The sequence below is a fragment of the Anaerotruncus sp. genome (assembly GCF_057433415.1).
In genome coordinates this window covers 1-22435 of record NZ_DBMDHH010000046.1, presented here as the reverse complement: position 1 = coordinate 22435, position 22435 = coordinate 1, and the positions used below count along the sequence as shown (strand labels likewise).

Genomic DNA, 22435 nt, shown 5'->3' with positions numbered 1-22435 from the left:
GTAGCGCGCTCCGGGCGCAGCCCGGGCAGGCCGCCTAAGCCCCTCGTGCCCTTCTTTGGTTCCTTTCTTGGGCAAGCAAGAAAGGAACTCGCTGTCGGTCGTCTACCGACAACCTCCGCCGCTCGATGAGCGGTAAGTCTAAGGACCGCCGTCGGCCGACCACCGACATACTCCTCCGCTCCCCGAGCGGCAAAATTAATCGATCACTTTGGCATAGAGGAGGCGGTCGTCGGGACCGACCTCCTCGTTGGAATTCGGGTGCGCGAGGGTGAGGTTGCCGTCGGCGTGCAGCAGGCCGAAAAGCCCCTGCTTGGCGTTGTTGCGCAGGACGAGCTCGCCGAGGGTAAGCCCGATCTCCTTGGCGTCGGGTTCGTCCGCATCGAAGGAGACGGTCGCGGAGTCGAGATAGACGTTCTTGACCTGGTCGCGGCCGGTGAGCATCGAATAGATCGCGTCAACCGAGATGTTGGTGGGGCAGACGGTGTGCAGCCCGAAGTGGGAGAAGACGTTGCCGCGCCGGGGGTCGTAGACGCGCGCAAGCACGCGGGGAACTTTAAAAATTTCGCTCGCGAGCTGGCAGACCATGACGTTCATATTGTCGTCGTCGGTGACGGCGGCAAGCGCGTCGCAGTTTTCGATGCCGCCGCGCCGCAAAACGTCCTGGTCGATGGGCACGCCGGTGACGTTGTAACCGGAAAAGTCGTCCGCGAGGGAGGAAAAATGCGCGGGATTCTGGTCAATGACCGCGACGTCGTGGCCCATGCGGGAAAGCACGTTGGAGAGCTGCGACCCGACCTTGCCGCATCCGACGATCAGAATATTCATAAAGGAACGCTCCTTTGCCGCTCAGAGTGATGGTAAGGCCAGTATACACCTTTTCGCACCGGAAGGAAAGGGAAAGCGGCCGAATGCCCCGAAAATCCGGGAAAAACGGGCGGGAACGGTTGACGAATCGGGAAACCATGCTATACTGAACAGGTGACAAACAACAGACAATATTTTTGTAAGATTTGTTAGGTGGTTTCAGATGATTACAGTCAGCAATGTCAGCCTGACGTTCGGCGGGACCAAGCTCTTTGCGAACGCGGACCTCAAGTTTCTGCCGGGCAACTGCTACGGCATCATCGGCGCGAACGGCGCCGGCAAATCCACTTTCCTGCGCATCCTTTCGGGGGAGCTCGAGCCGACCACCGGCGAGATTGCCATCCAGAAGGGCTGCCGCATGTCGGTGCTCAAGCAGGATCAATTTCAGTATGACCAGTATCCGGTCATCGATACCGTGATTATGGGCAACGCCCACCTCTATGAGGTCATGAAGGAGAAGGACGCCCTCTATGAGAAGCCCGATTTCTCGGAGGAGGACGGCGCGCGCGCCGCCGAGCTCGAGGGGGAGTTCGCCGAGATGAACGGCTGGGACGCCGAGACCGATTCCGGCCGCATCCTGTCGGGCCTGGGCATTTCGCCCGACATGTACGGCCTGCCCATGGAGGAATTAAAGGGCGGCGACAAGGTCAAGGTCCTGCTCGCGCAGGCGCTCTTCGGCCAGCCGGACATCCTCCTGCTCGACGAGCCCACCAACAACCTCGACATCAAATCGATCGACTGGCTGGAGGATTTCCTGCTCGATTTCCCCGGCACACTGATCGTCGTGTCGCATGACCGGCACTTCCTCAATACCGTCTGCACCCACATCGTCGACATCGATTTCAACAAGGTGCGGATGTATGTGGGCAACTACGATTTCTGGTATGAGTCGAGCAAGCTGATGCAGCAGATCATGAAGGACCAGAACAAGCGCCGCGAGGACCAGATCAAGGATTTGCAGAGCTTCATCCAGCGGTTCTCGGCCAACAAATCCAAATCCAAGCAGGCCACCTCCCGCCGCAAGCTGCTCGACAAGCTGACCGTCGACGAGATGCCCGCCTCCTCCCGCCGTTACCCGTGGGTCAACTTCAAGCCCGACCGCGAGGCGGGCAAGGATATCCTCGAGGTGAGGGACCTCTCCAAGACGATCGACGGGGTCAAGGTGCTCGACCGGGTGAGCTTTGTCGTCAACAAAGGGGACAAGATCGCCTTTGTCGGGGAAAATGAGCAGGGCCAGACCGCCCTGCTGCGCATCCTGATGGAGGAGCTCGAGCCGGACGAGGGCAGCTTCAAATGGGGCCAGACCACCTCGCAGGCCTATTTCCCCAAGGACAACTCCGCCTTCTTTGACGGATGCGACCTCAATATGCTCCAGTGGTTCGCGCAGTTCTCCCCCGACGACAAGGAGACCTTCATGCGCGGCTTCCTCGGGCGGATGCTCTTTTCGGGCGACGACGTCTACAAGCCCGTCAAGGTGCTGTCGGGCGGCGAAAAAGTGCGCTGCATGCTCTCCCGCATGATGCTCACCGGCGCGAACGTCCTGCTGCTCGACCAGCCCACCAACCACCTCGACCTCGAGTCGATCACGGCGGTCAACAACGGACTCGCCGACTATCCCGGAAACCTGCTCTTTACCTCGCAGGACCACCAGTTCATCGAGACGATCGCCAACCGGATCATCGAGATCCACATGGACGGCACGATCACCGACCGGATGGGCTCCTACGACGAATACCGCGAGTGGAAGGCCGCGCAGGGCTGAACCCGCCGCAAAGCCGGACACAGACGCCCCCGGGGCCGCCATCGGCGGTCCCGGGGGGTTTCGCGCGGAGGAAGGCGCGGGCGCGGGGCGGGCTTGCGCCGTCCCCATGGGACGGCGGGCGGTTCCGCCGCCTCGCGGCGGCCCGCTCCCGCGCTTCGCGCGGGCAAGCCCACCCCGCGCGCCGCTTTCTTTCGTGAAGAAAGCGGCGCAGAGAAGCGTTCGCCGAAGGGCCCCGCCCTCGAAAAGCCCCGGCGTTCCGCCAGGAACGCCGGGGCTTTTCTCACCCGCCGCCTTTTTGAAAAGGCGGGCGAAAGGTTTAAGCATTGAACACGGACAGCGTCTACGGCGTGGGGCGGCGGCCAGCCTGATAAAAGTTCTTTGCCAAGGCTTTCTTTCAAGAAAGCCTTACAAGAAAGCCGTAACGCTCGTCCGGAACTTCTAATCCGTGGGCGAGTTGGGCTCGACGACGGGTTCTGCGGCGGAGGGATCGGGCTTTTTGGAGATCACGCCCGCGAGAACCATCGAGACTTTGGCGGAGGCGGGGCCGATCATCTCATAGAGCACCGCGGAGGAGAGGATGATGGTCGAGAGCAGGGTGCCCATCTCGGGCGGGAGCATCCGCTGGCCGAGCACGGCGAGGCCGATCGATACCCCGGCCTGCGGGATGAGCGCGAGGCCGAGATAGTTGCGGGTGGCGGCGTCGCATTTGGCCGCCGCCGCGCCGAGGAAGGCGCCCGCGTATTTGCCCGCGATGCGCACGATGAAGTAGCCCACGCCGATGATGCCCGCGCCCGCCAGCGCGGGCACGTTGAGCCGCATGCCCGAGAGCACAAAGAAGAGGAGCAGCACGGGCGGCGCGAAGGCGTTGAGCTGCTTAAAGAGCTTTTTGCTGCCGCTGATGTTGCAGTAGGCGGTGCCGCAGGCCATGCAGGAGAGCAGCGGGGAGACGTCGAAGAGGGTGCACACCCCCGACACGCCGAGGATGATCGCCACGACGAGCACCAGCCGGTGGTCCTGCGAGCGGCCCTCGGTGATGAGCCGGCTGAGGAGCCAGCCGCCCAGGACGCCCACCGCGAGCGCCGCGAGGTTGAGGAAGAGCGGGCGCAGCACGAGGCCGAAGTCCATGGCGCGGCTGTCGTTGAGGTTCTGCACGACGACGGTGCAGACGCTGAAGGCGATGAGGGAGACGGCGTCGTCGAGCGCGACCACCTGGAGGATGATGTTGACGAACGGCCCCTTCGCATGGTACTGCCGGATGGTCATGATGGTGGAGGCGGGCGCTGTGGCGCAGCCGATCGCGCCGAGCAGCAGCGAGAAGGGCACCGGCAGGCGGAAGATAAAGATCATCGTGAGGGTGACGGCGGCGGCCGCGACGAGCGATTCCGCGAGGGTGATGGCAATGACCTTGGCCCCGCTCTTTTTGAGGGCGGAGAGCTTGAAGTAGCGCCCCACGCCGAAGGCGATGAAGGCGAGCGCCACGTCGTTGACGAAGTCCATGTGCCGGATGACGGAGACCGGGATCAGCCGGAGCGCCCAGGGGCCGATCAGGATGCCCGCGAGGATGTAGCCGGTGACGTTGGGCAATCGCAGCCGTTTGGTAAGACGCGTGACAAAAAAGCCCGCGAACAGCATGAGCGCCAGCGAGAGAACGATCTCGGCGGCGGTGCTGACCTGTTCCACCCGTTCGAGCATGGAAAGCCCCCCTTTTGCGCAGGGATGCCCCTGTTTTTTGGTAGACCCATTGTAGCGCAAACCGCAGCCGAATGCAACAGTTTACACAAAAATAAAAACGATTGTCCCGGTCCCTTATGGGGAACATGAACAATCGTTTTGATTATGCGGGCACGATTGGGTCGGCCTTCCCATCGGGCGCCAGCCGGTAGATCTCCCAGCAGCCGCGCTCGCCGGGAAGCTCCTCCATCGCCGCGCGCACGCCCGCCGCGTCCCCGGGCGGGAAGCGCAGCGAGATGCCGCAGGAGGCGGAGACGGCGCGCGGCGTGGGCATCACCGTGACGGGGAACCGCCCCGTGAGATGCTTTTCCGCGCGCATCGCGCTGTGCGTGGAGGAAAAGACGATCACGCAGCAGTCCATCAGAGGGAGACGACCTTTCCGGCGCGCTTCATCCGCTCGACGATGTCGTACATGTTGCTCACGGTCCCGACCTGGAGCTTGTCGGCGATCCCGTAGAAGTTGAGGCAGGTCCCGCAGACGAGAACGTCCACGCCTTTGCCGGCAAGCTCGCACAGGTGCCCGGCGACCTGGTCGTTGAGGGTGGGCAGCTTGACCCCGCCGTTCATGAAGAGCACCGCCTCCGGCAGGTCGTCCGACTGGGAGAGGGTGTAGAAAAACATCTTCATGAGCGAGCCGCCCAACTCGGGGTCGCCCTCGCCCACCGTCTCCCGGCCGACGAAGACCGCCCACGAGCGGTCCGCGGGTCCGGCGTCCCGCGCGTCCGCGCCGGCCTGCTCGCAGGGGGCCTTGGTGAAGTCGATCGAAAAGACACCGTCCGCGCTCTGCACTGTGGTGCGGTAGCCCTGGCTGTCCGCCAGCCGCTGGAGATTCTCCACTGCCGTCGCGTTATCAGCCTCGACGGTAAATTCCGCCGCGCCCCCGTCGATCTCCTTTTTTGCCAGCACCACCGGAATGGGGCAGAGCTTGCCCTTCGCGTCCACCAGAATACCCATGATAAAGACCTCCTGTCCGTTCGTTCAGATTCTGTTCCTATTGTACCCCGCCGGCGGGAATTTTTCAAGCCGCGCAAGGCGCCCGGCGGGGCGGAAAACCGCCGAAGCTCCCCGCAGGAAAGGGAGTTCTTGTCGAAAATGTAATTGGCAGGATTCGGTAAATGTGCTATACTGACTTAATAGGGATTTTCAGACGGAGCGATCCGGATGCGCGGATCGCCATGACGGACCCCGCGAGAGAGGGCGTTGACAGATGGCTCAGGGGAAACTTGAAAAACGGTGCAGCAGCCGGCTGTGCAGGTGCGTCCTATCCCTTGCGGGCGGGACGACGGTGCGCTATGCCGACGAGGGCTTTTTTGATATGGCGGGATTCCCGCGGGAGTATCTCGAGACCTCCTGCGGGGGCTCGCTGAAAACGGCGTCCCCACAGTTGTACGGACAGATCTGCGCGATGCGGGAGCAGCCGGACAATCCGGGCCGGGGAGAGGCCGAGTTCCGCTACCAGCGCGCGGACGGCACCGAGCTGTGGCTCTACCTCAACGGCGGCCTGGCGGAGCTGGAGGGGGAGCGGAGGCTCGAATGCCTCTTCCTCGACGTCACCGAGCTGGTGGTCGCCAGGACCCGCCTGGAGAACATCACCAACACGATCCCCGGCGGGGTCGTGCAGCTTTCATTCGGTGAAGACTGGCGCATCCTCTACGCGAACGACGGGTTCTACCGCCTGAACGGCTACACCCGCCAGGAGTACCGGGCGCTCGCGGGGGACCTCTTCATCCGCCTGATGCACCCGGACGACGAAGCCGTCTTTGAAACGGCGGTCCGGGAGATGATCGGGACCCGGCAGACCGGGGTGGCGGACTACCGCGTCCGCCAGAAGGACGGGAGCTGGCGCTGGAGGGTCGCCTACGGAAAGATGATCGGCAGCACCGAGGAGGGCGTGCCGGTCATCCAGTGCGTGATCCTGGACAACGAGGAAAAACGGCAGCTCGAGCAAAAGCTCGAGCTGGAAAACGAGCGCTACCAGGCGGTGGCGCAGATGTCCGACGGGGTGCTGTGGGAGTATAACGCCGCGGAGGACGAGGCGATCGTTCCCTACAGCGTGCGCAGCGTGCTGGTCGACCAGATGCGCACGCCCGGGTTTTCGGACAGCGCCTACGCGCAGGGCACGGTCCACCCGGAGGACCTCCCCCGGCTGGAGCAGTTCCGAAGGGAGCTGCGGGAGGGAAAGCCGCACATCCTCTTTGAGTTCCGGGCGCGGCAGCCGGGCGGCGGGGAATACCGCTGGCACCGGGCGGAGGGGGTCACCCTCTGCGGCGCCGACGGCCGCCCGGCGCGGACGGTCGGGCGCACGGCGGACATCGACCGGGAAAAGCGGGAGCGCCTGCGCCTGCGGGATGCCGCCGAGCGCGACCCGATGACGGGGCTTTACAACCGCTCGGTCGTCCAGCGCCTGATCGACGAGCGGTTCGAGCAGGACCCGCCCGTGCGGGCCGGCAGCCTCTTCGTGGTGGACATCGACAATTTCAAGGCGGTCAACGACCGCCTCGGGCACCTCTTCGGGGACGTCCTGCTTACCAATATCGCCAAGGCGATGCGGGAGACGGTGCGTCCGGGGGACATCCTCGGGCGGATCGGCGGGGACGAATTCGTCGTGTTCCTGCCGGGCGCCTCCCGCGCGGAGGGGGAGCGGATCGCCGGCGAGCTGGTCGCGCGCGTCTCGCGCATCTACGCGGGCGAGTTCACCGACCTGCAAATTACGGCGAGCGTCGGCGTCGCGGACTGCCCCCGGTGCGGCGATCATTACGTGGAGCTCTTCCGCAAGGCGGACCGCGCGCTCTACCGCGCCAAAAGGCACGGCAAGGACCGCGCCGAGGCCTATGAGCCGGACGGCCGCGGCGCGGACGGGGAGGAGAGCCTGCTCAACCTCTACGAGATGGACCGCCCCGAGGTACGCTGGCAGGACGGCGAGATGGAGAGCATGCTCGACCTCTTTCCGCGCATCCTGAGCTCCAGCAAGGACATCGACAGCGCGATCTACCTGATGCTCGACCGCATCGGGGAATACTGCCGCGCCGCCGACGTGGGCATCCTGGAACGCACCCCCAAGGGGGACCGCCTGCAGGCCACCTACCTGTGGAAGCGGGGGACCGGGCGGGTGCCGATCAGCTCGGAGGAGGCTTTCTCCTTCTCCCAGTGGCCCGGCTACCTCCAGCGGTTCGAGGAGGGGGTCTACACAGAGCCGGACGGGGCCATGCTGCCGGGCTGCGTGCGCCCGGACCGGCGCTGCGCGCTGCTCCAGTGCGGCATTTACGACGAGGGGGCGTTCAGCGGCTGCGTGGTCGTCTGCGACCGCGGCGGCAGGCACGACTGGACCCGGCAGGAGATCGCGCTCACGCTGGGGTTCGCGCGGGCGGTCCCCCCCTACATCCTCAAGCGGCGCACCGCCGCCGAGGCGCAGTACCGGCTCGACCGCGCCCTCAACTTCGACGAGCTCACCGGGCTGCTCTCGCTGGGCAGCTTCAAGGAGCGCGCCGCCGCCTATCTGGCGGCCTCCCCGCGGTCCCGGTGCGCCATCATCTATTCCGACATCGTCAACTTCAAATACATCAACGACGCCTACGGCTTCACCACCGGCGACGAGGTGCTGCGCGACTTTGCCCGCGCGATCACCGAGCGGGGCGGCGCGGTCTGCTCCGCCCGCCTGGGCAACGACAGCTTTATCTCCCTCACCCGGTACGAGTCGCTCGACCAGCTCGAAAAGCACATCTCCCGCATCGACCAGGAGTTCAACGCCGGCGTCCGGGAGAAGCTGCCGGGCAGCAACGTCATGGTCGCGTCGGGGGTCTGCCCCCTCTCGCTCACGCAGGGGGACCTCGTGGAGGCGATCGACAACGCCAACATCGCGCGCAAAAGCATCAAGGGCTTCCACAAGGGGGGCTGCGCGATCTTCGAGGAGGGGATGAAGCGCCGCCTCTCCGCCGAGGCGCAGATGGCCAACCGGATGGAGTACGCGCTGGAAAACCGGGAGTTCGTCGTCTATCTCCAGCCCAAGGTGGCCCTGCGGGACGGGCGGATGGTCGGCGCGGAGGCGCTGGTGCGCTGGCGGCGGCAGGACGGGAGCATCATCCCGCCCGACGAGTTCATCCCCTTCTTCGAACGCAACGGCTTCGTCACCCGCATCGACCTCTACGTGCTCGACCGGGTGCTCGAGCGGATGAGCGTGTGGAAGGCCGCGGGCAAGCGGCTGGTGCCGCTGTCGGTCAACATCTCCCGCATCCACGGGGACAGCCCCAACCAGGCGGAAAAGATCCTCGAGCTCACCCGGCGGTGGGGGATCGAGCCCGCGATGATCGAGTTCGAGCTCACCGAGACCGCCCTCTTCCAGAACGCGGGGCGGGTGCGCTCCCTGCTGGAAAAGCTGATGGAGATGGGTTTCGGCGTGTCGATCGACGATTTCGGCGCGGGGTATTCCTCCCTCAACGTGCTGCCCTCCATCCCGGCGAACATCCTCAAGCTCGACAAGGGCTTTTTGCAGGGCCGGGGCTTCAACGAGCGCAACCGCACGCTGGTGCGGCATATGATCTCGATGGCGGTCGACCTCAACTTCCGGGTCATCTGCGAGGGGGTCGAGACGGCGCAGGACGTCGAGTTTCTGCGCGCGGTGGGCTGCGACATGGCGCAGGGCTACTATTTCGCCAGGCCGATGCCGATCGATGAATTTGAAGAGCGCTGGATGGAGTGACCGTCCGGTGTGAAAGAGAGGGGGAACGCCCGTTGGAGATCACGGAGACGCCGCTTTTTGCGGGTTTTTCCGGGGAGGAGACCCGCCACCTGCTCGGCTGCATCGGCGCGCGGGAGCGGGCGTGCCCGCCCGGGGAGCCGCTGCTGCCGCCGGGGGAGAGCCGCCCGCACGCGGGCGTCCTGCTCGAGGGCGGCGCGGCGGGCAAAGATGCGTGCGCAAACCTTGCGCCGGGGGATTTTTTCCTCGCGGAAGGGCCTGCGCGGCCGGCGGCGGGGCCTGACGGGGCACGCGCGGTGATCTTCCGGGTCGACCGGGCGCGCGCCGTCTGCGGGGCCTCCTGCCCCTACCACAGGGTGATGGCGGAACGGTTCGACCGGCTCGCGCGGGCATGGAGCGCGGCCGGATAGAAGACGGGAAAACCGGGGCGGCGGGCTTTGCCCGCCGCCCCGGTTTGTGCTATACTCTAGGGGAACCCACAGGAAAGGAAGCGGTGCGCTTTGCAACTGGAGACCGGGCGGCTTTTGCTGCTGCCGCTGCGCGCGGAGCAGCTGGAGCAGTGGACGGAGGACGTGCCCGCCCTTGAACGGGCGCTCGGGTGCGTCTACGAGGGTGAGCCGATGACGGAGGAGCCCCTCCGGGGGATCGTGCGCGGGCAGCTGGAGGCCGTCCGGCGGGACGGGTGCAACTGGCTGTGGCACACCTTCTGGCTGGTGGTGCGCCGGGAAGACCGGGTGGTGGTCGGCTCGGCGGACTTCAAGGCGCCGCCCGACGGGACCGGCACGGTCGAACTCGGCTACGGGCTGGGGGAGGCCCACCGGGGCCGCGGTTATATGACCGAGGCGGCGGAGGCGCTCTGCGGCTGGGCGCTCTCCCGGCCGGGGGTAAACCGGGTGACCGCCGAGACGGAGCCGGACAACGCCGCCTCCCAGCGGGTGCTTGGACGGTGCGGGTTTTCCCGCTTCCGGGAGCTGCCCGGCTCCGTCTGGTGGGAGCTTCCCGGCGGCGGGGGTGCGCGCGGATGAAATGGCTTTCCCACCTGCGCACAATCAACCACCACAAGCTCCTGGTGATGAAGCACTGCTTCCGGGTGGGGCTCTACCGGCAGGGGCTGCTGCACGACCTCTCCAAATATTCGCCGGTGGAGTTTTCCGCCGGGGCAAAATACTACCAGGGGGACCGCAGCCCCAACGAGATCGAGCGGAAGGAGCGCGGCTACAGCGCGGCATGGCTGCACCACAAGGGCCGCAACAAGCACCACCTCGAATACTGGATCGATTACGATCCCGGCCCGGGCCACCGGATGACGGGCATGGAGATGCCGGTCAACTATGTGGCGGAGATGTTCTGCGACCGGGTCGCGGCCAGCAAGACCTACCGGGGCAAGGCGTACCGGGACGGCGACCCGCTGGACTACTACCTGGCCAGCCGGGACCACTACCTGATCCACCCCAACACCCGCGCGCTGCTCGAACGCCTGCTCGGGATGCTCGCGGAGGAGGGGGAGGACCGCACCTTCGCCTACATCCGCCGGGAGGTCCTGGGGCGCCGGTAGCGGGCGCGCACACGATTGGAAGGGGCAGACCGCCCCATGGAAGAGAAGGAGGTAAGGCTATGGAACTGATGGAAGCGATCCGGGCCCGCAGGAGTTACCGGGGGCCGTTCGCGCCCACGCCCATCCCGCGGGAGGATCTGCGGGAGCTGCTGGAGGCGGGGGCGCTCGCCCCGTCGGGCTGCAACCTGCAGACGACGCGCCTGATCGGCGTCGACGACCCCGCGCTGGTGAAAAAGCTCGCGGAGATCTACGGGAAAAGCTGGGCGCTGACCGCACCCGCCGCGATCCTGCTCGTCACCAGGGAGACCCCCTCGCCGAGCGGGGTGTCCTACCATGTGCACGACTATTCGGCGGCGGCGGAAAACATCCTGCTGGCGATCACCGCGAAGGGCTACGCCTCGGTGTGGATCGAGGGGCAGATCCGCGGCGGCCCCGACCGCGAGATGGGCCGCCTGCTCGGCGTGCCGGACGACATGACTGTCGCGGTCTACCTGCCGGTCGGGATTCCCGCAGGGGAGACCCCTGCCGCGAAAAAGCAGCCCTTCGGGGAGCGCGCGTGGTTCAACGGCTACGGGAAATAGGCGGAGCTTCCAAAAGAACGGGTTCCGTGCGGCAGCGCCGCACGGAACCCGCTTTCGTTCACGAAAAATTCATATTCCCGGCCCGCCAGCAAACAGAGGGTTGAACTCCAAATGATAAAATAACGCCAAGGAAAATATTTCCGCGGCGAAGACAAAAACGCCGCCCTTACAGGCGGCGTTTTTGTTGGAGAGTCTTTGCTGTTAAAACTGATTTTCCGAGAACCCCAAGGTACGGGGCGCTCGGGAGGAGACCCATAAAGGACAGGCTGGCACTCCGTCCCACTACAGGTTGCTTTTATTATACAGGCGCTCTGTGCAGCTTATGTAATGGATTGATGGAGATTCGACCGGGAATTTTTGTTTTTTTCGTGAAGGGAGGCCCAGCATGATACCATTGATTTTACTGGTCATGGACGAGGGGAACCCGCGCTATACCGAGACCCTCCGGCAGTACCGGGTCCGCCTGACCCAGCGCATCTTCGACGAGGGCTGGCAGGTGGCGACGGCCGTCGGCGTGGCGCAGGCGCTGGCCCAGCTGGAGGCCCAGAAGATCAGCCTGCTGGTCTTCGACACCACCGGCTACCGGGGGGACCGGGTCGCGCAGCTCAAGCTGCTGCGGGCGTCCACCGACCTGCCCGTGCTCGTGGTGGTCGAGGGGGGCGACGAGCACGCCGAGCTGGAAATGCTCGAGAACGGCGCGGACGACTGCCTGCACCGCCCCGCGAGCGATCCGCTCATCATCGCGCACGTCAAGGCGCTGCTCAAGCGGGTGCACGCGCTTCCGCCCAAGGAGCTGCGCTTCGACGGACTGCGCCTGAGCCTCGCGGAACACGTCGTCGAGCTCGACGGAAAGACGGTGGCCCTTTCGCCGCGGGAATTCGACCTGCTCTACTATCTGGCGCGCAACCCCAACCTGGCGCTCTCCCGCATGCAGATATTAAACCGCGCTTGGGATTCCGGCTACGCGGGGGACGAGCGCACGGTGGACAGCCACATCAAATCGCTGCGCGCCAAGCTCGGATGGTTCGGCAAGCATATCATCACGGTGCGCGGCGTGGGCTACAAGTTCCTCTGGAGCGCCGCGCAGGAGCGCCCCGCGTAAAGATTCGGCACGGCAAAACAAAAACCCCGCGGCTGTGGAGGCAGCCGCGGGGTTTTCAGTTTGCTTTGGCGTGAAGAACCTGAGAGATCAGATTATTTCACTTTGCGGAACGCAACAGCGCCAGCAGCAGCCAGGGAAACAACGGCGGCTACGAGAGCCACGTTGACCATGTCGCTGGAACCGGTGTTCGGGATGTCTTTGCCGGAGTTCGGGGTCTCAACATCGGCGGGCTCGGAGGTCTCCGGCTCGTCAACGGTCACATCGAGCTCGGTGTCGGAGACGATGTAGGTGCCCAGCTGACGGGTGCGGATGGACCAGCCCGGAATCTCCTCGTCGTCCTCGGAGTAGGAGAACTTGGAGGTGACGTCGACCAGATAGCCGTCGGCATCCACTTCATAGATGAAGCAGTTTTCCGGATCGGGGGTGTAGTCGTCGTCATCATCCCACGGAATGCCGAGGGTCAGGGTCGCCTTGGAGGTCGCGGGAACGGTCGGATGGCCAACAAAGTCATAGAACCACAGGTCGGCGTCGGCGGGATCGCCGTACTCGGCATAGATGTCGCTCATGTTCGAGGTGGACAGACGCGCATAGAACTTGCGCGCGTCGTCGTCGGAATCGAACTTGAGGGCCGCGCGGTCGTCGCCCCAGACCAGGGTGTTGGTTTCGTTCTTATCGGGATCCATGTAGACGCGGTCGCCAACGTCCGGGTTATCGTCGTTGCCAACAGCCTCATTGGTGACCCACAGTTTGTAGTCCCAAACCAGCTTGCTATCCTTTTCATAGGTGTTCTTAGTTTTGTCTTTGACATCTTTGTCATCAGCAGCAGTCTTTTTCGCTTTGAACTCGATGGTGCCATCGGTCTTGTGCTCATCGGTATCGGTGATGTCCGCCAGCACAAATTTGATGTAAGCGTTGCGATAAAATCCATCGAAGCCCTTATCGGTCACCAAGGTGATGCTCTTAACAAGCTTCCCGTTGGTATCCTTGTCAGGGGAGAACTTAAAGAAGTCTTTGTCAACCAAGTACTTGATTTGGACCTGTTTGCCATCATCAAGCGTGATGGTGTCCTCTTCATTGCCGCCGACCGGGACATAAAAAGTCGTATCAGGGGCAATCGCATCACTGACGATCTTACCACCACCGATGGTGACAACATTGTCATACTTTTCACCGTCATCGTTAAGCGCAGTCGTCGGATAAACTTTGCTATCAGCGAATGCAACCGCCGAAAGGCTCAACACGGTCGCAAGCGCCAGCACCAATGCAAGAATCTTTTTCATTGGTAAATTTCCTCCTTAGAATAGTTTTGATCAGTTTTCTCTCTATCGCCAAAGGGCGTCCTCCAACGCTCTTAAAGCCTTCAAATGGAGGAACGAACGGGTGTGGAGAGTCACCCGTTCGTTCAATTGGCTAGGTTCTAAAAATTAGGCCCAGATGCCGGTGTCCGGAATCGCTTTGCCGTCCTCGGCAGGAGCCTCGACATCACCGGCGTCGGTGGCGTAGGCTTTCTCAGCGATGATGTAGACGCCAAGCTCACGGGTCTTGGTCTGGAAGACATAGTCGCCATCGTCAGTCTCAATAGCCTTGAAGGAAGCGGTAACATCGTTGATGGAACCGTCATCACCGACCATGTAGATCACGACGTTCTCCGGCTCAACCCTCAGATCGTCCTCGTCGGAATCATAGTACGGGTTGTAGAGCTCGAGGGTCGCACGGCTGGTGGAAGCAATTTTGGTGTTGCCGCCGTTAGCGCCGGTGAAGTTGAAGATGAACGCGTCCTGGTCAGCGAAATACTCCGCATAGTCCGCATCTTCCCACTTGGTGGAGAGCTTCGGATAGAAGTACTTGCCGTCGTCGTCGCCAACAAATTTCAGGGTCGCGATGGTGTTGTTCTCATCTTCCCAGTTGATCTCGTTGTCTTCGTTCTTGGTGGGCTTCAGGACCACGCCGTCATCGCCGGCCATGTAATCCTGATCCGCGCCTTCTTCAACGTTGCCGATCCAGAACTTGAGCTCGACAGTGATCTTGTCGCCAGCCTGGAACTTATCAGCGCCGGAAGGAACGTCTTTATCCTTCGCGGTGAAGGTGACGGACGGAGAAACCTTGTACTCGGAATCAGTCGTGTTGTCGTTCAGTTCGACTTTGATGACAGTGTTACGCGGATTACCAAGAATGGACTTCTCAGCAATGGAGATCTTCTTGATCATCTTCGGGTTGTCGTCGCCCTTGTCAAACTTCACTTTGAAGTTGTCCTTGTCCTCGAGGCCATTGCTGACCTTGACATAGACGGTCGAGCCGGGCTTTACGAGATCGGTAACCTCGTTCGCGGTATCGTAGTCAGCGATAATCGGAACGGTCGTCGTGGTCTCGGTATCAGTCGCCTTGATATAAGTGGTAACGGTCGCCTTCGGCTTCGCATCATTGGAAGCAGCGAAAGAAACCACACCGAGGGAAAGCACGATCGCAGCAGCCAGAACGACCGCCAGTAACTTTTTCATCGGTAAATCTCCTCCTAAATTCGTGATCTTTTGATTTTGTTTTTTCAGGGTCGCCTCTCCAGCCTTACCTGACAGTCAAATTATAGCCTGCGCCGTGAGAAGGAATCAATTGGCTTTGTAACCGTTTTGTAACTATTTTTGTAAATTGCACCAAACGGGCCTAAAATTTTGGCGTTTGGTACAGAAAATAACAATAAATATGCACAAACGGTGATGGAATTATGGAGATTGTGTGATAAATTTGTATCAACTTTGTGGAGAAAATCCCTCACAGCGTCACGGTGAAGGCGGTGCCCTCCGTTTCGCCGCTTTCCACGGTGATCTCGCCCCCGTGCAGCGCCACGATGCGGCGTGCCAGCGCCAACCCGACCCCGTGTCCGGACTCCCCGCCGCCGTTGCCCGCGCGATAAAAGGGCTCGAAAACGCGGGGCAGGTCGGCGGGCAGAATGGGCGCGCCCCCGTTCCGGATGACGAACCGGACGCGGCCCTCCCGCTCGCACAGCGACGCTTCGATCGTCCCGCCCGCGGGGGAATACTTGACCGCGTTGTCCACGAGGTTGCCCCACACGTGCGCGAGCAGCGGGCCGTAGCCACGCGCCTTCGCGTCTCCGAGCGAGAGGGCGAGCGTAAGCTCCTTTTCCCGCCAGCGGGGCTCGCGCGCGGTGAACGCACGGCGCACCTGCTCGGCGACGTCGACCGTCTCCGGGGGCTGCTCCGGGCGCCCGGCGTCCAGGCGGGAGAGCAGAAGCAGGCTGTCGGCCAGCCCCGCCATCTCCTCGACCTCGCCGTGGATGATCCGCGCGAATTCCCGGTTCTGTTCGGGGTGGAGGTTTTTTTCGAGCAGCCGCGCGTAGCCGCCGATCGTCGCCAGCGGCGCCTTGAGCTCGTGGAAGAGCACCGGCAGAGTATCCTGTCCGCAGGAGACGCCTTCCTCCAGCCTGTGGGCGATCTCGTTAAACTCTTCGGTCAGCCGCACCAGCTCCCGGTCGGCTGGAAAGCCGGGCGCCTTCGCCCGCGCGGAGAGGTCCCCCGCGAGGATGCGCTGCGCCGCGTCGCTCAGGAGCGTCGCCGGGCGGCGGACCCCCGCCAGATAGCAGCCCAGCATGGCGCACCCGGAGAGCAGGGCGCCCGCCAGGAAGGTCCATGCCGGGTGGCAGTCCTCCCCGTGCCCGGCCAGAAGGCCGGCGATCGCACCAAAGAAGGCCGTCAGCGCCCCGGGGAGCAGCAGGGTCTTCCAACCGACGCGCTTCATCTCACCGCCGCCTTTATGACGCCTTTGTATCCCAGCCCCCGGATGGTGGAGATTTCAAAATCCTCCCGTCCGGCGAACCGGCTGCGCAGCCGGTTGATGTGGACGTCCACCGTGCGGGGGCTGGTGTTGGTATCCGTTCCCCACAGCTCGTCCATCAGCTCCTGCCGCGTGAAGATGCGGCCGGGGTAGGAGAGCAGCAGGAAGAGCAGGTAAAATTCCTTCTGCGGCAGGGTGAGGGTTCCGCCGGGGGCGCGCACCTCGAGGCTGGAATAGTCGAGGATGGTGTCCCCGATGCGCAGCTGGCGCGCGTTGCTGATGTTGTAGCGCCGCAGGATCGCGCGGATGCGCAGGACGAGCTCCTCGAGGTCGACCGGCTTGACCATATAGTCGTCCGCCCCGCACTCAAAGAGGCGCTTTTTGTCCTCGAAGGCGGACTTGGAGGTCATCATGAGCACCGGCGTGGCGATGTAGTGCTCGCGCAGGGCGCGCAGGAGGCCCTGCCCGTCGAGATTGGGCATGAGGATGTCGGCCACGATGAGGTCGACCCGCTTCTGGCCGATGATCGAAAGCGCCTCGAACCCGTCCCGCGCGACGAGGGTGTCGAACCCCTCGCTGCGCAGGTAGATGTCTTCGAGCCTGCATATTTTCCGGTCGTCGTCAACTATCAAAATTGTTGCCATCCGCGCACCCTCCCAGAAATCCAATATAGCAGAAAAAGTGCGATTGTAAAGGACATGGAAGGGATTGGAAAGAAATATTACAGAACGTTCTTCTTATGTTAAATTATTCCTTTCGTGCGTTTACATTGAGTTGACATTTGATGCGAATAAGCGGGTTTCCGTTTACAATATGCAGGATTTTAGTCAACAAAAACCGGCCGCCGGACAGGGCGCCCGACGGCCGAAAAAAACAAGGAAGCCGCCGCCGGCGGGACGTTTCCCGCTGGCCGGCGGGTCTCCGGATACGCCGAGGGCCGGGGCCCCGCGTTCGCGGGGCCCCGGCCCTTTCCCGGAAACCTATTTCAGATAATTTTCCGGCTCGCGCAGGACCCGTTCGAGGTCCGCGAAGAGCAGGTGGCAGTGGTATCCGTCCGCGGCCGCGTGGTGGGCCTGAATGGTGAAGGGCATCAGCAGCTCCTCCCCCTGCCTCCGGTACCTTCCCCACACGAACATCGGCCGCAGGAAGGAGAGGTTCGATTTCATGTGGAAGGAGAGCCCCGTGTAGGTGAACCACGGGACGCAGGAGAGCAGGACGGAATTTTCCCGGCTCACGGTGCGGGTCCCGTCATGCTCGAAGCGCTCAAGGTCGGCGGCCATCGCGGCGTAGAATTCCGAAAAAGCCGCGCGGTAGGCGGTGTTGAGGCTGTCCATATTCCCGGTGCGCCGGTCCAGAACAGTGTATTCCGCGTGGATCTCGTCATAATAGCCGGGCCGCCCCTCACCGTCCAGCCCCATTCGGAATTCCCTGTGGCGGTTGACCGCATACAGCACGGCCCAGGAAAAGGCCGGGTAAAACCGCAGCCCGCGCGCCCGGACGTGGGCGTGGAAGGGGGTGACGCAGAGGTCCTGCGTCACGCTGTAGCTGCAGTCGAGGTCCATAAAGTTTTGGAAGGTGTCCTTCCGCTCCCAGCGGTCGAGCTCGATCGGGTGAAACATGCGCGCCTCCTTCAAAATCCCTGCGTGTCGTTGGGTTCCCTTTCGATTTTACCACAGGAGGAGGCGCTTGGCTACCCGGGAATCCGGTTCACGGCCTAGCCGCCGATCTGCACCGTCAGGCCGGCGGCGCGGGCGGTCTCGGCGAGCAGCTCCATCCGTTCCTGCGGCGGGGGCAGCAGATCGGGCAGCAGGTAGCGCCTGCCGAGCCGCTCGTACTTGTCCTGGCCGAGCCGGTGGTAGGGCAGCAGGTGCAGCCGCGTGACCCCGGGCAGCGAGGAGGCGAACCGCGCGATCGCCGCGATCTCGGCGGGCGTGTCGTTGAAGGTGGGGACGACCGGCACACGGATGATCAGCGCCTGTCCCGCCGCGGCGATCCGCCGGGCGTTTTCAAGCATCCGCTCGTTGCCCTGGGAGGTGAACCGCCGGTGCTTGGCGCTGTCCACGTGCTTGACGTCCATGAGGAAGAGGTCGAGCCAGGGCAGGATCTCCCGCTCGATCACCGCAAAATCCGCGAAGGCGGTGGATTCCAGCGCGGTGGTGACGCCCGACTCCTTGGCGATGCGCAGGAGCGCCCCCGCGAACTCCGGCTGGAGCAGCGACTCCCCGCCCGAAAGGGTGAGCCCCCCCTCCGACCGGCGGAAATAGGGCCAGTCCCGCAGGACCTCCTCCATGACCTCCTCGGCGGAAACGTCCCGGCCGATGACCTTCGCCTTGCCGCCGACGGTCATCGTCTCGATCTCATGCGACTGGGACTCGGGGTTGCAGCACCACTGGCAGCGCAGGGCGCAGCCCTTGAGAAAGACGATCGTCCGGATACCGGGGCCGTCGTGGATGGAATATTTCTGGATGTCGAAGATGCGCCCGGTCCGGCGGCGGTAGTCCGCGTCCATATCGGCGCCTCCTTTCGTTAAAACCCGTGGGTGGTCCGGCTGATGATGTCGTCCTGAAGCGACTTGGAGAGGGTGGTGAAGAGGGCGCTGTAGCCCGCCACCCGGACGACGAGGCTCTTATAGTTTTCGGGGTGGGCCTGTGCGTCGAGCAGCGTTTCGCGGCTGACGACGTTGAACTGCATGTGCATGCCCTTCTGGTCAAAGTAGCCGCGGATGAGGCTGGCGAACTTCTGGAGCCCCTCGATGCCGCTGAGGGCGGAGGGGTGGAACTTCTGGTTGAAGAGGGTGCCGTTGGAGGCGATCATGTGGTCGAGCCGCGCCGCCGAGTTGCAGGCCGCGGTCGGGCCGTGGGTGTCGCGCCCCTGGGCGGGGCCCACGCCGTCGGCGATCGGGGTGTTGGCGAGCCTGCCGTCGGGGGTGGCACCCGTCTGGGAGCCGAGGGGCACGTTGGCGGAGACGGGGTAGAGCCCCGCCTGGAAGATGCCGCCGCGCGGGTTGCGGTAGTTCTGGAGCGGCTTGGTGTAGAGGTAGGCCACCTCGCGCGCGAAGGCGTCCACGCCGGGGACGTCGTTGCCGTATTTGGGCAGCTCGTCGATCCAGTCGAGCAGCTGGTCGTACTTCGCCTTTTCCGCCGGGGAAACCGTGTCCTTCCGGACCGCCTCGCAGATCGCGCGGATCTCCGCCTCGCCCACCGGCTGGCCGGCGGCGGCCATGCCGCCCGCCACCTGGGCCACAAGGTCCTCCGTCTCGCGGGTCCCGAGACCGCGGCCGAAGTTTTTGCGGAGCGCCTCGCGGTACTCCTCGAGGGTGAGCTTTTTGTCCTCGAAGACGAGCTTTTTCACCGCGAGCAGCGAATCGGTGACGTTCGCGATGCCGAAGCCCTGCGGCCCGGTGAAGTTGTAGACCGCGCCGCCCTCCTGGAGCGATTTGCCGCGCGCGATACAGTCGTCGATCATGCAGGACTGGAAGGGCAGCGGGCAGCGTTCGGCGTGGGCGCGGTCGATGGCGTTGTCCGCGTTGACCAGCAGGCTGATGCAGTAGTCCATCTGCTGCCGGTAGGCGTCGTAAAACTCGTCGAAGGAGCGCATCTCGGAGATCGGCTTCGTCTCCACGCCGACCAGCTCGCCGCTCTCCCGGCCGCCCGTGAAGACGAGCTCGAGCGGGCGGCACATGTTGAAGAAGGCGGCGTCGTGCCAGCCGTCCGTCTTGCCCGCCTTCTGGGGCTCGACGCAGCCGATGATGTTGTAGGTGCGCGCGTCCTCGACGGTGAGCCCCCGGCTCATGAGGGCGGGGATGATGACCTCGTCGTTGTAGTAGGCGGGCAGGCCCACGCCGGTGCGGGTGAGCTTGGCGGCCTTGATGAGGAACTCGTTGGGGGTGCCGTTCCACACCCGCACCGAAAGGGAGGGCGCGGGCAGGCGCACATGCATCGACGCCTCGATGCACATGAAGGAGAGGTCGTTGGTGACGTCGTTACCCTCGGCGTCCTGACCGCCGGCAATGAGGTTCTGGAAGAGGCTGTACCCGGCGAAGCCCTCGGCGGAATCCTTGTCGCGGACCTTGTTGAGGTCGTTGAGCTTGACCCAGATGCAGTCGAGCAGCTCCTGAGCGGATTCCCGCGTGATCTTCCCGGCGTCGAGGTCGGCCTTATAGTAAGGATAGATGTACTGGTCGAACCGTCCGGGCGAGATCGAATGCCCGGAGGATTCCGTCTGGAGGAGCATCTGTACGAACCAGAAGGACTGGCACGCCTCGTAGAAGGAGGCCGCGGGCTGTTCGGGCACCCGCGCGCAGACCTCCGAAATGCGCGTGAGCTCGGCGCGCCGCGCCGGGTCGGTCTCCCGCCCGGCCAGCTCGCGCGCGAGGACGGAATAGCGCCGGCCGTATTCGCTCGCGGCCTCGCAGCTGAGAATGACCGCCTCAAGGAAGCTGACGCGGGAGGCGTAGTCGGGGTCGCCGAGGCCGCATTCCGCGAGCTGAGCCGCCGCGCGGTCGCGGATGCCCGCGAAGCCGATCTCCAGAACCTCCTCGTATTTGACAGTAAAGTGCCCGATGCCGTTGTAGAAGTAGTTGCCGGGGGTGAAGATGTTGTGCTTCATGGCGGTGAGCGTCTCGGGGGCCATGTAGGAGGTGGCCAGCTCGCTGGTCGTCCTGCCCTTCCAGTAGGGCAGGACCTCCCGCAGCCGCCGCTTGGTCTCGTCGGAGATGTAAAAGGGGTCGGCGGAGCGTTTTTCCACCGTGTCGAACTCCTTTTCAAGCCATTCCCACGAGTACTCGGGGAAGACCTGGCAGCCGCGCGGGGCGATGCTGTTGCTCCCGACGATCAGCTCCTCCGGCCGGATGGTGATCGGCAGCTCCCGGCAGATTTTGAGGAACGCCTTGGCGCGCCGGAGGATGACCGGTTCCCCCTCCGTTTCGCGGTAGCTCTCGGTCAGCAGGACCGCCCGGTCCGCCTCGATCACCGGCATCTTCGCGTACAGGTGGCTGATCAGCCGGTCGATGCGCGGGCTTTTTTTGATGTCTTCGTCATAGAATCGTCCCATAATCCCCATGCCGTCCTTTCTGTCGGTTCGCCTATCGTCTGCCGCTGCGCAGATGCGAGCAGCGGCGCTTTCTTCCAGTTCACATTTTATCAAAAGCCACATGTAAACGCCATCTTCGGCGGCGATCTTGATCAGAGGCAGGGTGTTTTCGCTTTGGCGATCAAAAATGATCGAATATGCGCATCGTTTCAGCCAAAAGCTCAGAAAAAACAGGCTCCCGGCCACGGCCGGGAGCCTGTTTTTTCTGTTCCGTGTCTGCGCGCGCCGCGCGGGGCGGTTCAGCGGACCGGCTCATAGTCGATTCGCAAGTCCTCCCCGGTGGCCTCCAGCTTGAAGATGACCGGCCGCAGCCCGTCGTTGCAGCTGCAGATGGCGACGCCCGGCTTGCGGATCCAGTCTCCGTAGTAGAAGAGCCCCTCCCCGGCACCGTGCGCCAGCGCGAAGGCATACTGGTAGACCGCCTTCCACGCCTCGTCGCACATGCCCTCCGGCTTTGCGTAGTCCGCGTAGAAGACCTGGCCCTCCCGCATCATCGGGCAGGCCGACAGTCCCTCGACGCCGTATTCGGCGGCGAGCTCCCTGTCAAGGGTCGTTTTGAGCACCGTAATCTTCACCTTTTTCATCGGGTAAAACCTCCGTCAATTTTCTGGGGCGCGGGATACTTTATATAATAGTATCATAACACGGCCGCCCGCGGAAGGGGAAGGACATCCGCAGGCGGTACTACAAAAAACAGCCAGTCAAATGACTGGCTGTTTTTTGTGGTACGCCCGATGCGATTCGAACGCACGGCCTTTAGAGTCGGAGTCTAACGCTCTATCCAGCTGAGCTACGGGCGCATATTGCGGTCCGCTTGGGCCGCTGACGATTATTATACCAACAATTCTTGAAAAAAGCAATTCTTTTATGGATTTTTTCAAGAATTTCGGGCAATAATGAAACCGGCGGCAAAGACTGCCAGAAAAAATGTTTTCAACATGCGCGTGTTGAAAAAGTGGAAAAATCGACGAGGGGCGCGGGCGTGGGCCGGTGGAGAAATTGTGGAAAGAAGTGTGTGGTAAAAAAACCGTCATTTTCGAGAAAAATCCGCTTGACAGTTTGTCCATTCCATGCTAAACTAAAAGTCCCGCTTGAGGGAAACGCCCTTGCGGCGGGAAAACAGCACCTTGAAAAATGAACAACGAGAGAAGAGAAACGAGGAACCCGAAACGGAAGTTTTGGGGGAATCACCCTTGAAAAGAATTTGAGTATCTCCGGATACAAAAGCGAAACCAGCAAAGGAAACTTTGCCGGGAGGACCTTTGAGAAG

General features: G+C 63.1%; 20 protein-coding genes and 1 tRNA gene. 7 read left to right on the top strand and 14 right to left on the bottom strand.

Annotation, left to right across the window (positions count from 1 at the left end; all coding sequences use genetic code 11):
- Positions 1-195 precede the first annotated feature (195 nt).
- A complete protein-coding gene (locus ACZO3G_RS11585; RefSeq protein WP_101548122.1) occupies positions 196-825 on the bottom strand; it encodes a potassium channel family protein in 630 nt (209 codons plus the stop codon).
- Between the two features lie 202 nt (positions 826-1027).
- On the opposite strand from ACZO3G_RS11585, the gene ACZO3G_RS11580 reads away from it, so the two are divergent.
- The gene (locus ACZO3G_RS11580; protein WP_276872396.1) at positions 1028-2626 is read left to right on the top strand and encodes an ABC-F family ATP-binding cassette domain-containing protein; all 1599 of its coding nucleotides are present in this window, start codon (positions 1028-1030) and stop codon (positions 2624-2626) included.
- Between the two features lie 438 nt (positions 2627-3064).
- Here ACZO3G_RS11580 and ACZO3G_RS11575 read toward each other — a convergent pair whose 3' ends face one another.
- The 3 genes from ACZO3G_RS11575 to yedF form a co-directional block, all read right to left on the bottom strand.
- Positions 3065-4318, bottom strand: a complete 1254-nt coding sequence (locus tag ACZO3G_RS11575; protein WP_276872395.1) for a cation:proton antiporter — start codon at positions 4316-4318, stop codon at positions 3065-3067.
- 142 nt (positions 4319-4460) lie between these two features.
- Complete coding sequence (locus ACZO3G_RS11570) at positions 4461-4718, bottom strand: putative Se/S carrier protein (RefSeq protein WP_101548128.1); 258 nt, start codon at positions 4716-4718, stop codon at positions 4461-4463.
- Entirely contained in the window at positions 4718-5311 is a 594-nt protein-coding gene (gene yedF, locus ACZO3G_RS11565; RefSeq protein ID WP_276872393.1) for a sulfurtransferase-like selenium metabolism protein YedF, read from the bottom strand. The genes ACZO3G_RS11570 and yedF overlap by 1 nt, the downstream gene beginning before the upstream one ends.
- Positions 5312-5564: 253 nt before the next feature.
- Here yedF and ACZO3G_RS11560 point away from each other — a divergent pair, with 253 nt between their 5' ends.
- The 6 genes from ACZO3G_RS11560 (at position 5565) to ACZO3G_RS11535 (ending at position 12288) form a co-directional block, all read left to right on the top strand.
- A complete protein-coding gene (locus tag ACZO3G_RS11560) occupies positions 5565-9053 on the top strand; it encodes an EAL domain-containing protein (protein ID WP_486847221.1) in 3489 nt (1162 codons plus the stop codon).
- A 32-nt stretch (positions 9054-9085) separates the two neighbouring features.
- Complete coding sequence (locus ACZO3G_RS11555; RefSeq protein ID WP_172439107.1) at positions 9086-9460, top strand: hypothetical protein; 375 nt, start codon at positions 9086-9088, stop codon at positions 9458-9460.
- A 90-nt stretch (positions 9461-9550) separates the two neighbouring features.
- On the top strand, positions 9551-10075 hold the full coding sequence (locus ACZO3G_RS11550) for a GNAT family N-acetyltransferase (RefSeq protein WP_276872390.1): 525 nt from the start codon (positions 9551-9553) through the stop codon (positions 10073-10075).
- A complete protein-coding gene (locus ACZO3G_RS11545) occupies positions 10072-10605 on the top strand; it encodes a DUF5662 family protein (protein WP_101548140.1) in 534 nt (177 codons plus the stop codon). Before ACZO3G_RS11550 ends, ACZO3G_RS11545 begins: the two co-directional genes overlap by 4 nt.
- A gap of 59 nt (positions 10606-10664) precedes the next feature.
- A complete protein-coding gene (locus ACZO3G_RS11540) occupies positions 10665-11186 on the top strand; it encodes a nitroreductase family protein (protein ID WP_121587116.1) in 522 nt (173 codons plus the stop codon).
- A 385-nt stretch (positions 11187-11571) separates the two neighbouring features.
- Positions 11572-12288: a response regulator transcription factor gene (locus tag ACZO3G_RS11535; RefSeq protein ID WP_276872387.1), complete on the top strand. Its 717-nt coding sequence runs from the start codon at positions 11572-11574 to the stop codon at positions 12286-12288.
- Positions 12289-12380: 92 nt separating this feature from the next.
- Here ACZO3G_RS11535 and ACZO3G_RS11530 read toward each other — a convergent pair whose 3' ends face one another.
- From ACZO3G_RS11530 to ACZO3G_RS11485, 10 genes are all read right to left on the bottom strand, one after another.
- Entirely contained in the window at positions 12381-13568 is a 1188-nt protein-coding gene (locus tag ACZO3G_RS11530) for an LPXTG cell wall anchor domain-containing protein (RefSeq protein ID WP_308754369.1), read from the bottom strand.
- A 144-nt stretch (positions 13569-13712) separates the two neighbouring features.
- The gene (locus tag ACZO3G_RS11525; RefSeq protein WP_288284007.1) at positions 13713-14786 is read right to left on the bottom strand and encodes an acid shock protein; all 1074 of its coding nucleotides are present in this window, start codon (positions 14784-14786) and stop codon (positions 13713-13715) included.
- A gap of 268 nt (positions 14787-15054) precedes the next feature.
- On the bottom strand, positions 15055-16038 hold the full coding sequence (locus ACZO3G_RS11520; protein ID WP_288284008.1) for a HAMP domain-containing sensor histidine kinase: 984 nt from the start codon (positions 16036-16038) through the stop codon (positions 15055-15057).
- The gene (locus tag ACZO3G_RS11515) at positions 16035-16718 is read right to left on the bottom strand and encodes a response regulator transcription factor (RefSeq protein ID WP_101548152.1); all 684 of its coding nucleotides are present in this window, start codon (positions 16716-16718) and stop codon (positions 16035-16037) included. Before ACZO3G_RS11515 ends, ACZO3G_RS11520 begins: the two co-directional genes overlap by 4 nt.
- Positions 16719-17054: 336 nt before the next feature.
- A complete protein-coding gene (locus tag ACZO3G_RS11510; RefSeq protein WP_101548155.1) occupies positions 17055-17693 on the bottom strand; it encodes a CatA-like O-acetyltransferase in 639 nt (212 codons plus the stop codon).
- A 95-nt stretch (positions 17694-17788) separates the two neighbouring features.
- Complete coding sequence (locus ACZO3G_RS11505; RefSeq protein WP_276872381.1) at positions 17789-18583, bottom strand: glycyl-radical enzyme activating protein; 795 nt, start codon at positions 18581-18583, stop codon at positions 17789-17791.
- A 17-nt stretch (positions 18584-18600) separates the two neighbouring features.
- The gene (locus ACZO3G_RS11500) at positions 18601-21126 is read right to left on the bottom strand and encodes a glycyl radical protein (protein WP_276872378.1); all 2526 of its coding nucleotides are present in this window, start codon (positions 21124-21126) and stop codon (positions 18601-18603) included.
- 278 nt (positions 21127-21404) lie between these two features.
- A complete protein-coding gene (locus tag ACZO3G_RS11495; RefSeq protein WP_276872376.1) occupies positions 21405-21749 on the bottom strand; it encodes a TIGR04076 family protein in 345 nt (114 codons plus the stop codon).
- A gap of 139 nt (positions 21750-21888) precedes the next feature.
- Positions 21889-21965: transfer RNA gene (locus ACZO3G_RS11490), tRNA-Arg, on the bottom strand.
- A gap of 278 nt (positions 21966-22243) precedes the next feature.
- The coding region (locus ACZO3G_RS11485; RefSeq protein WP_486847217.1) for a hypothetical protein at positions 22244-22435 on the bottom strand (192 nt) is incomplete at its 5' end.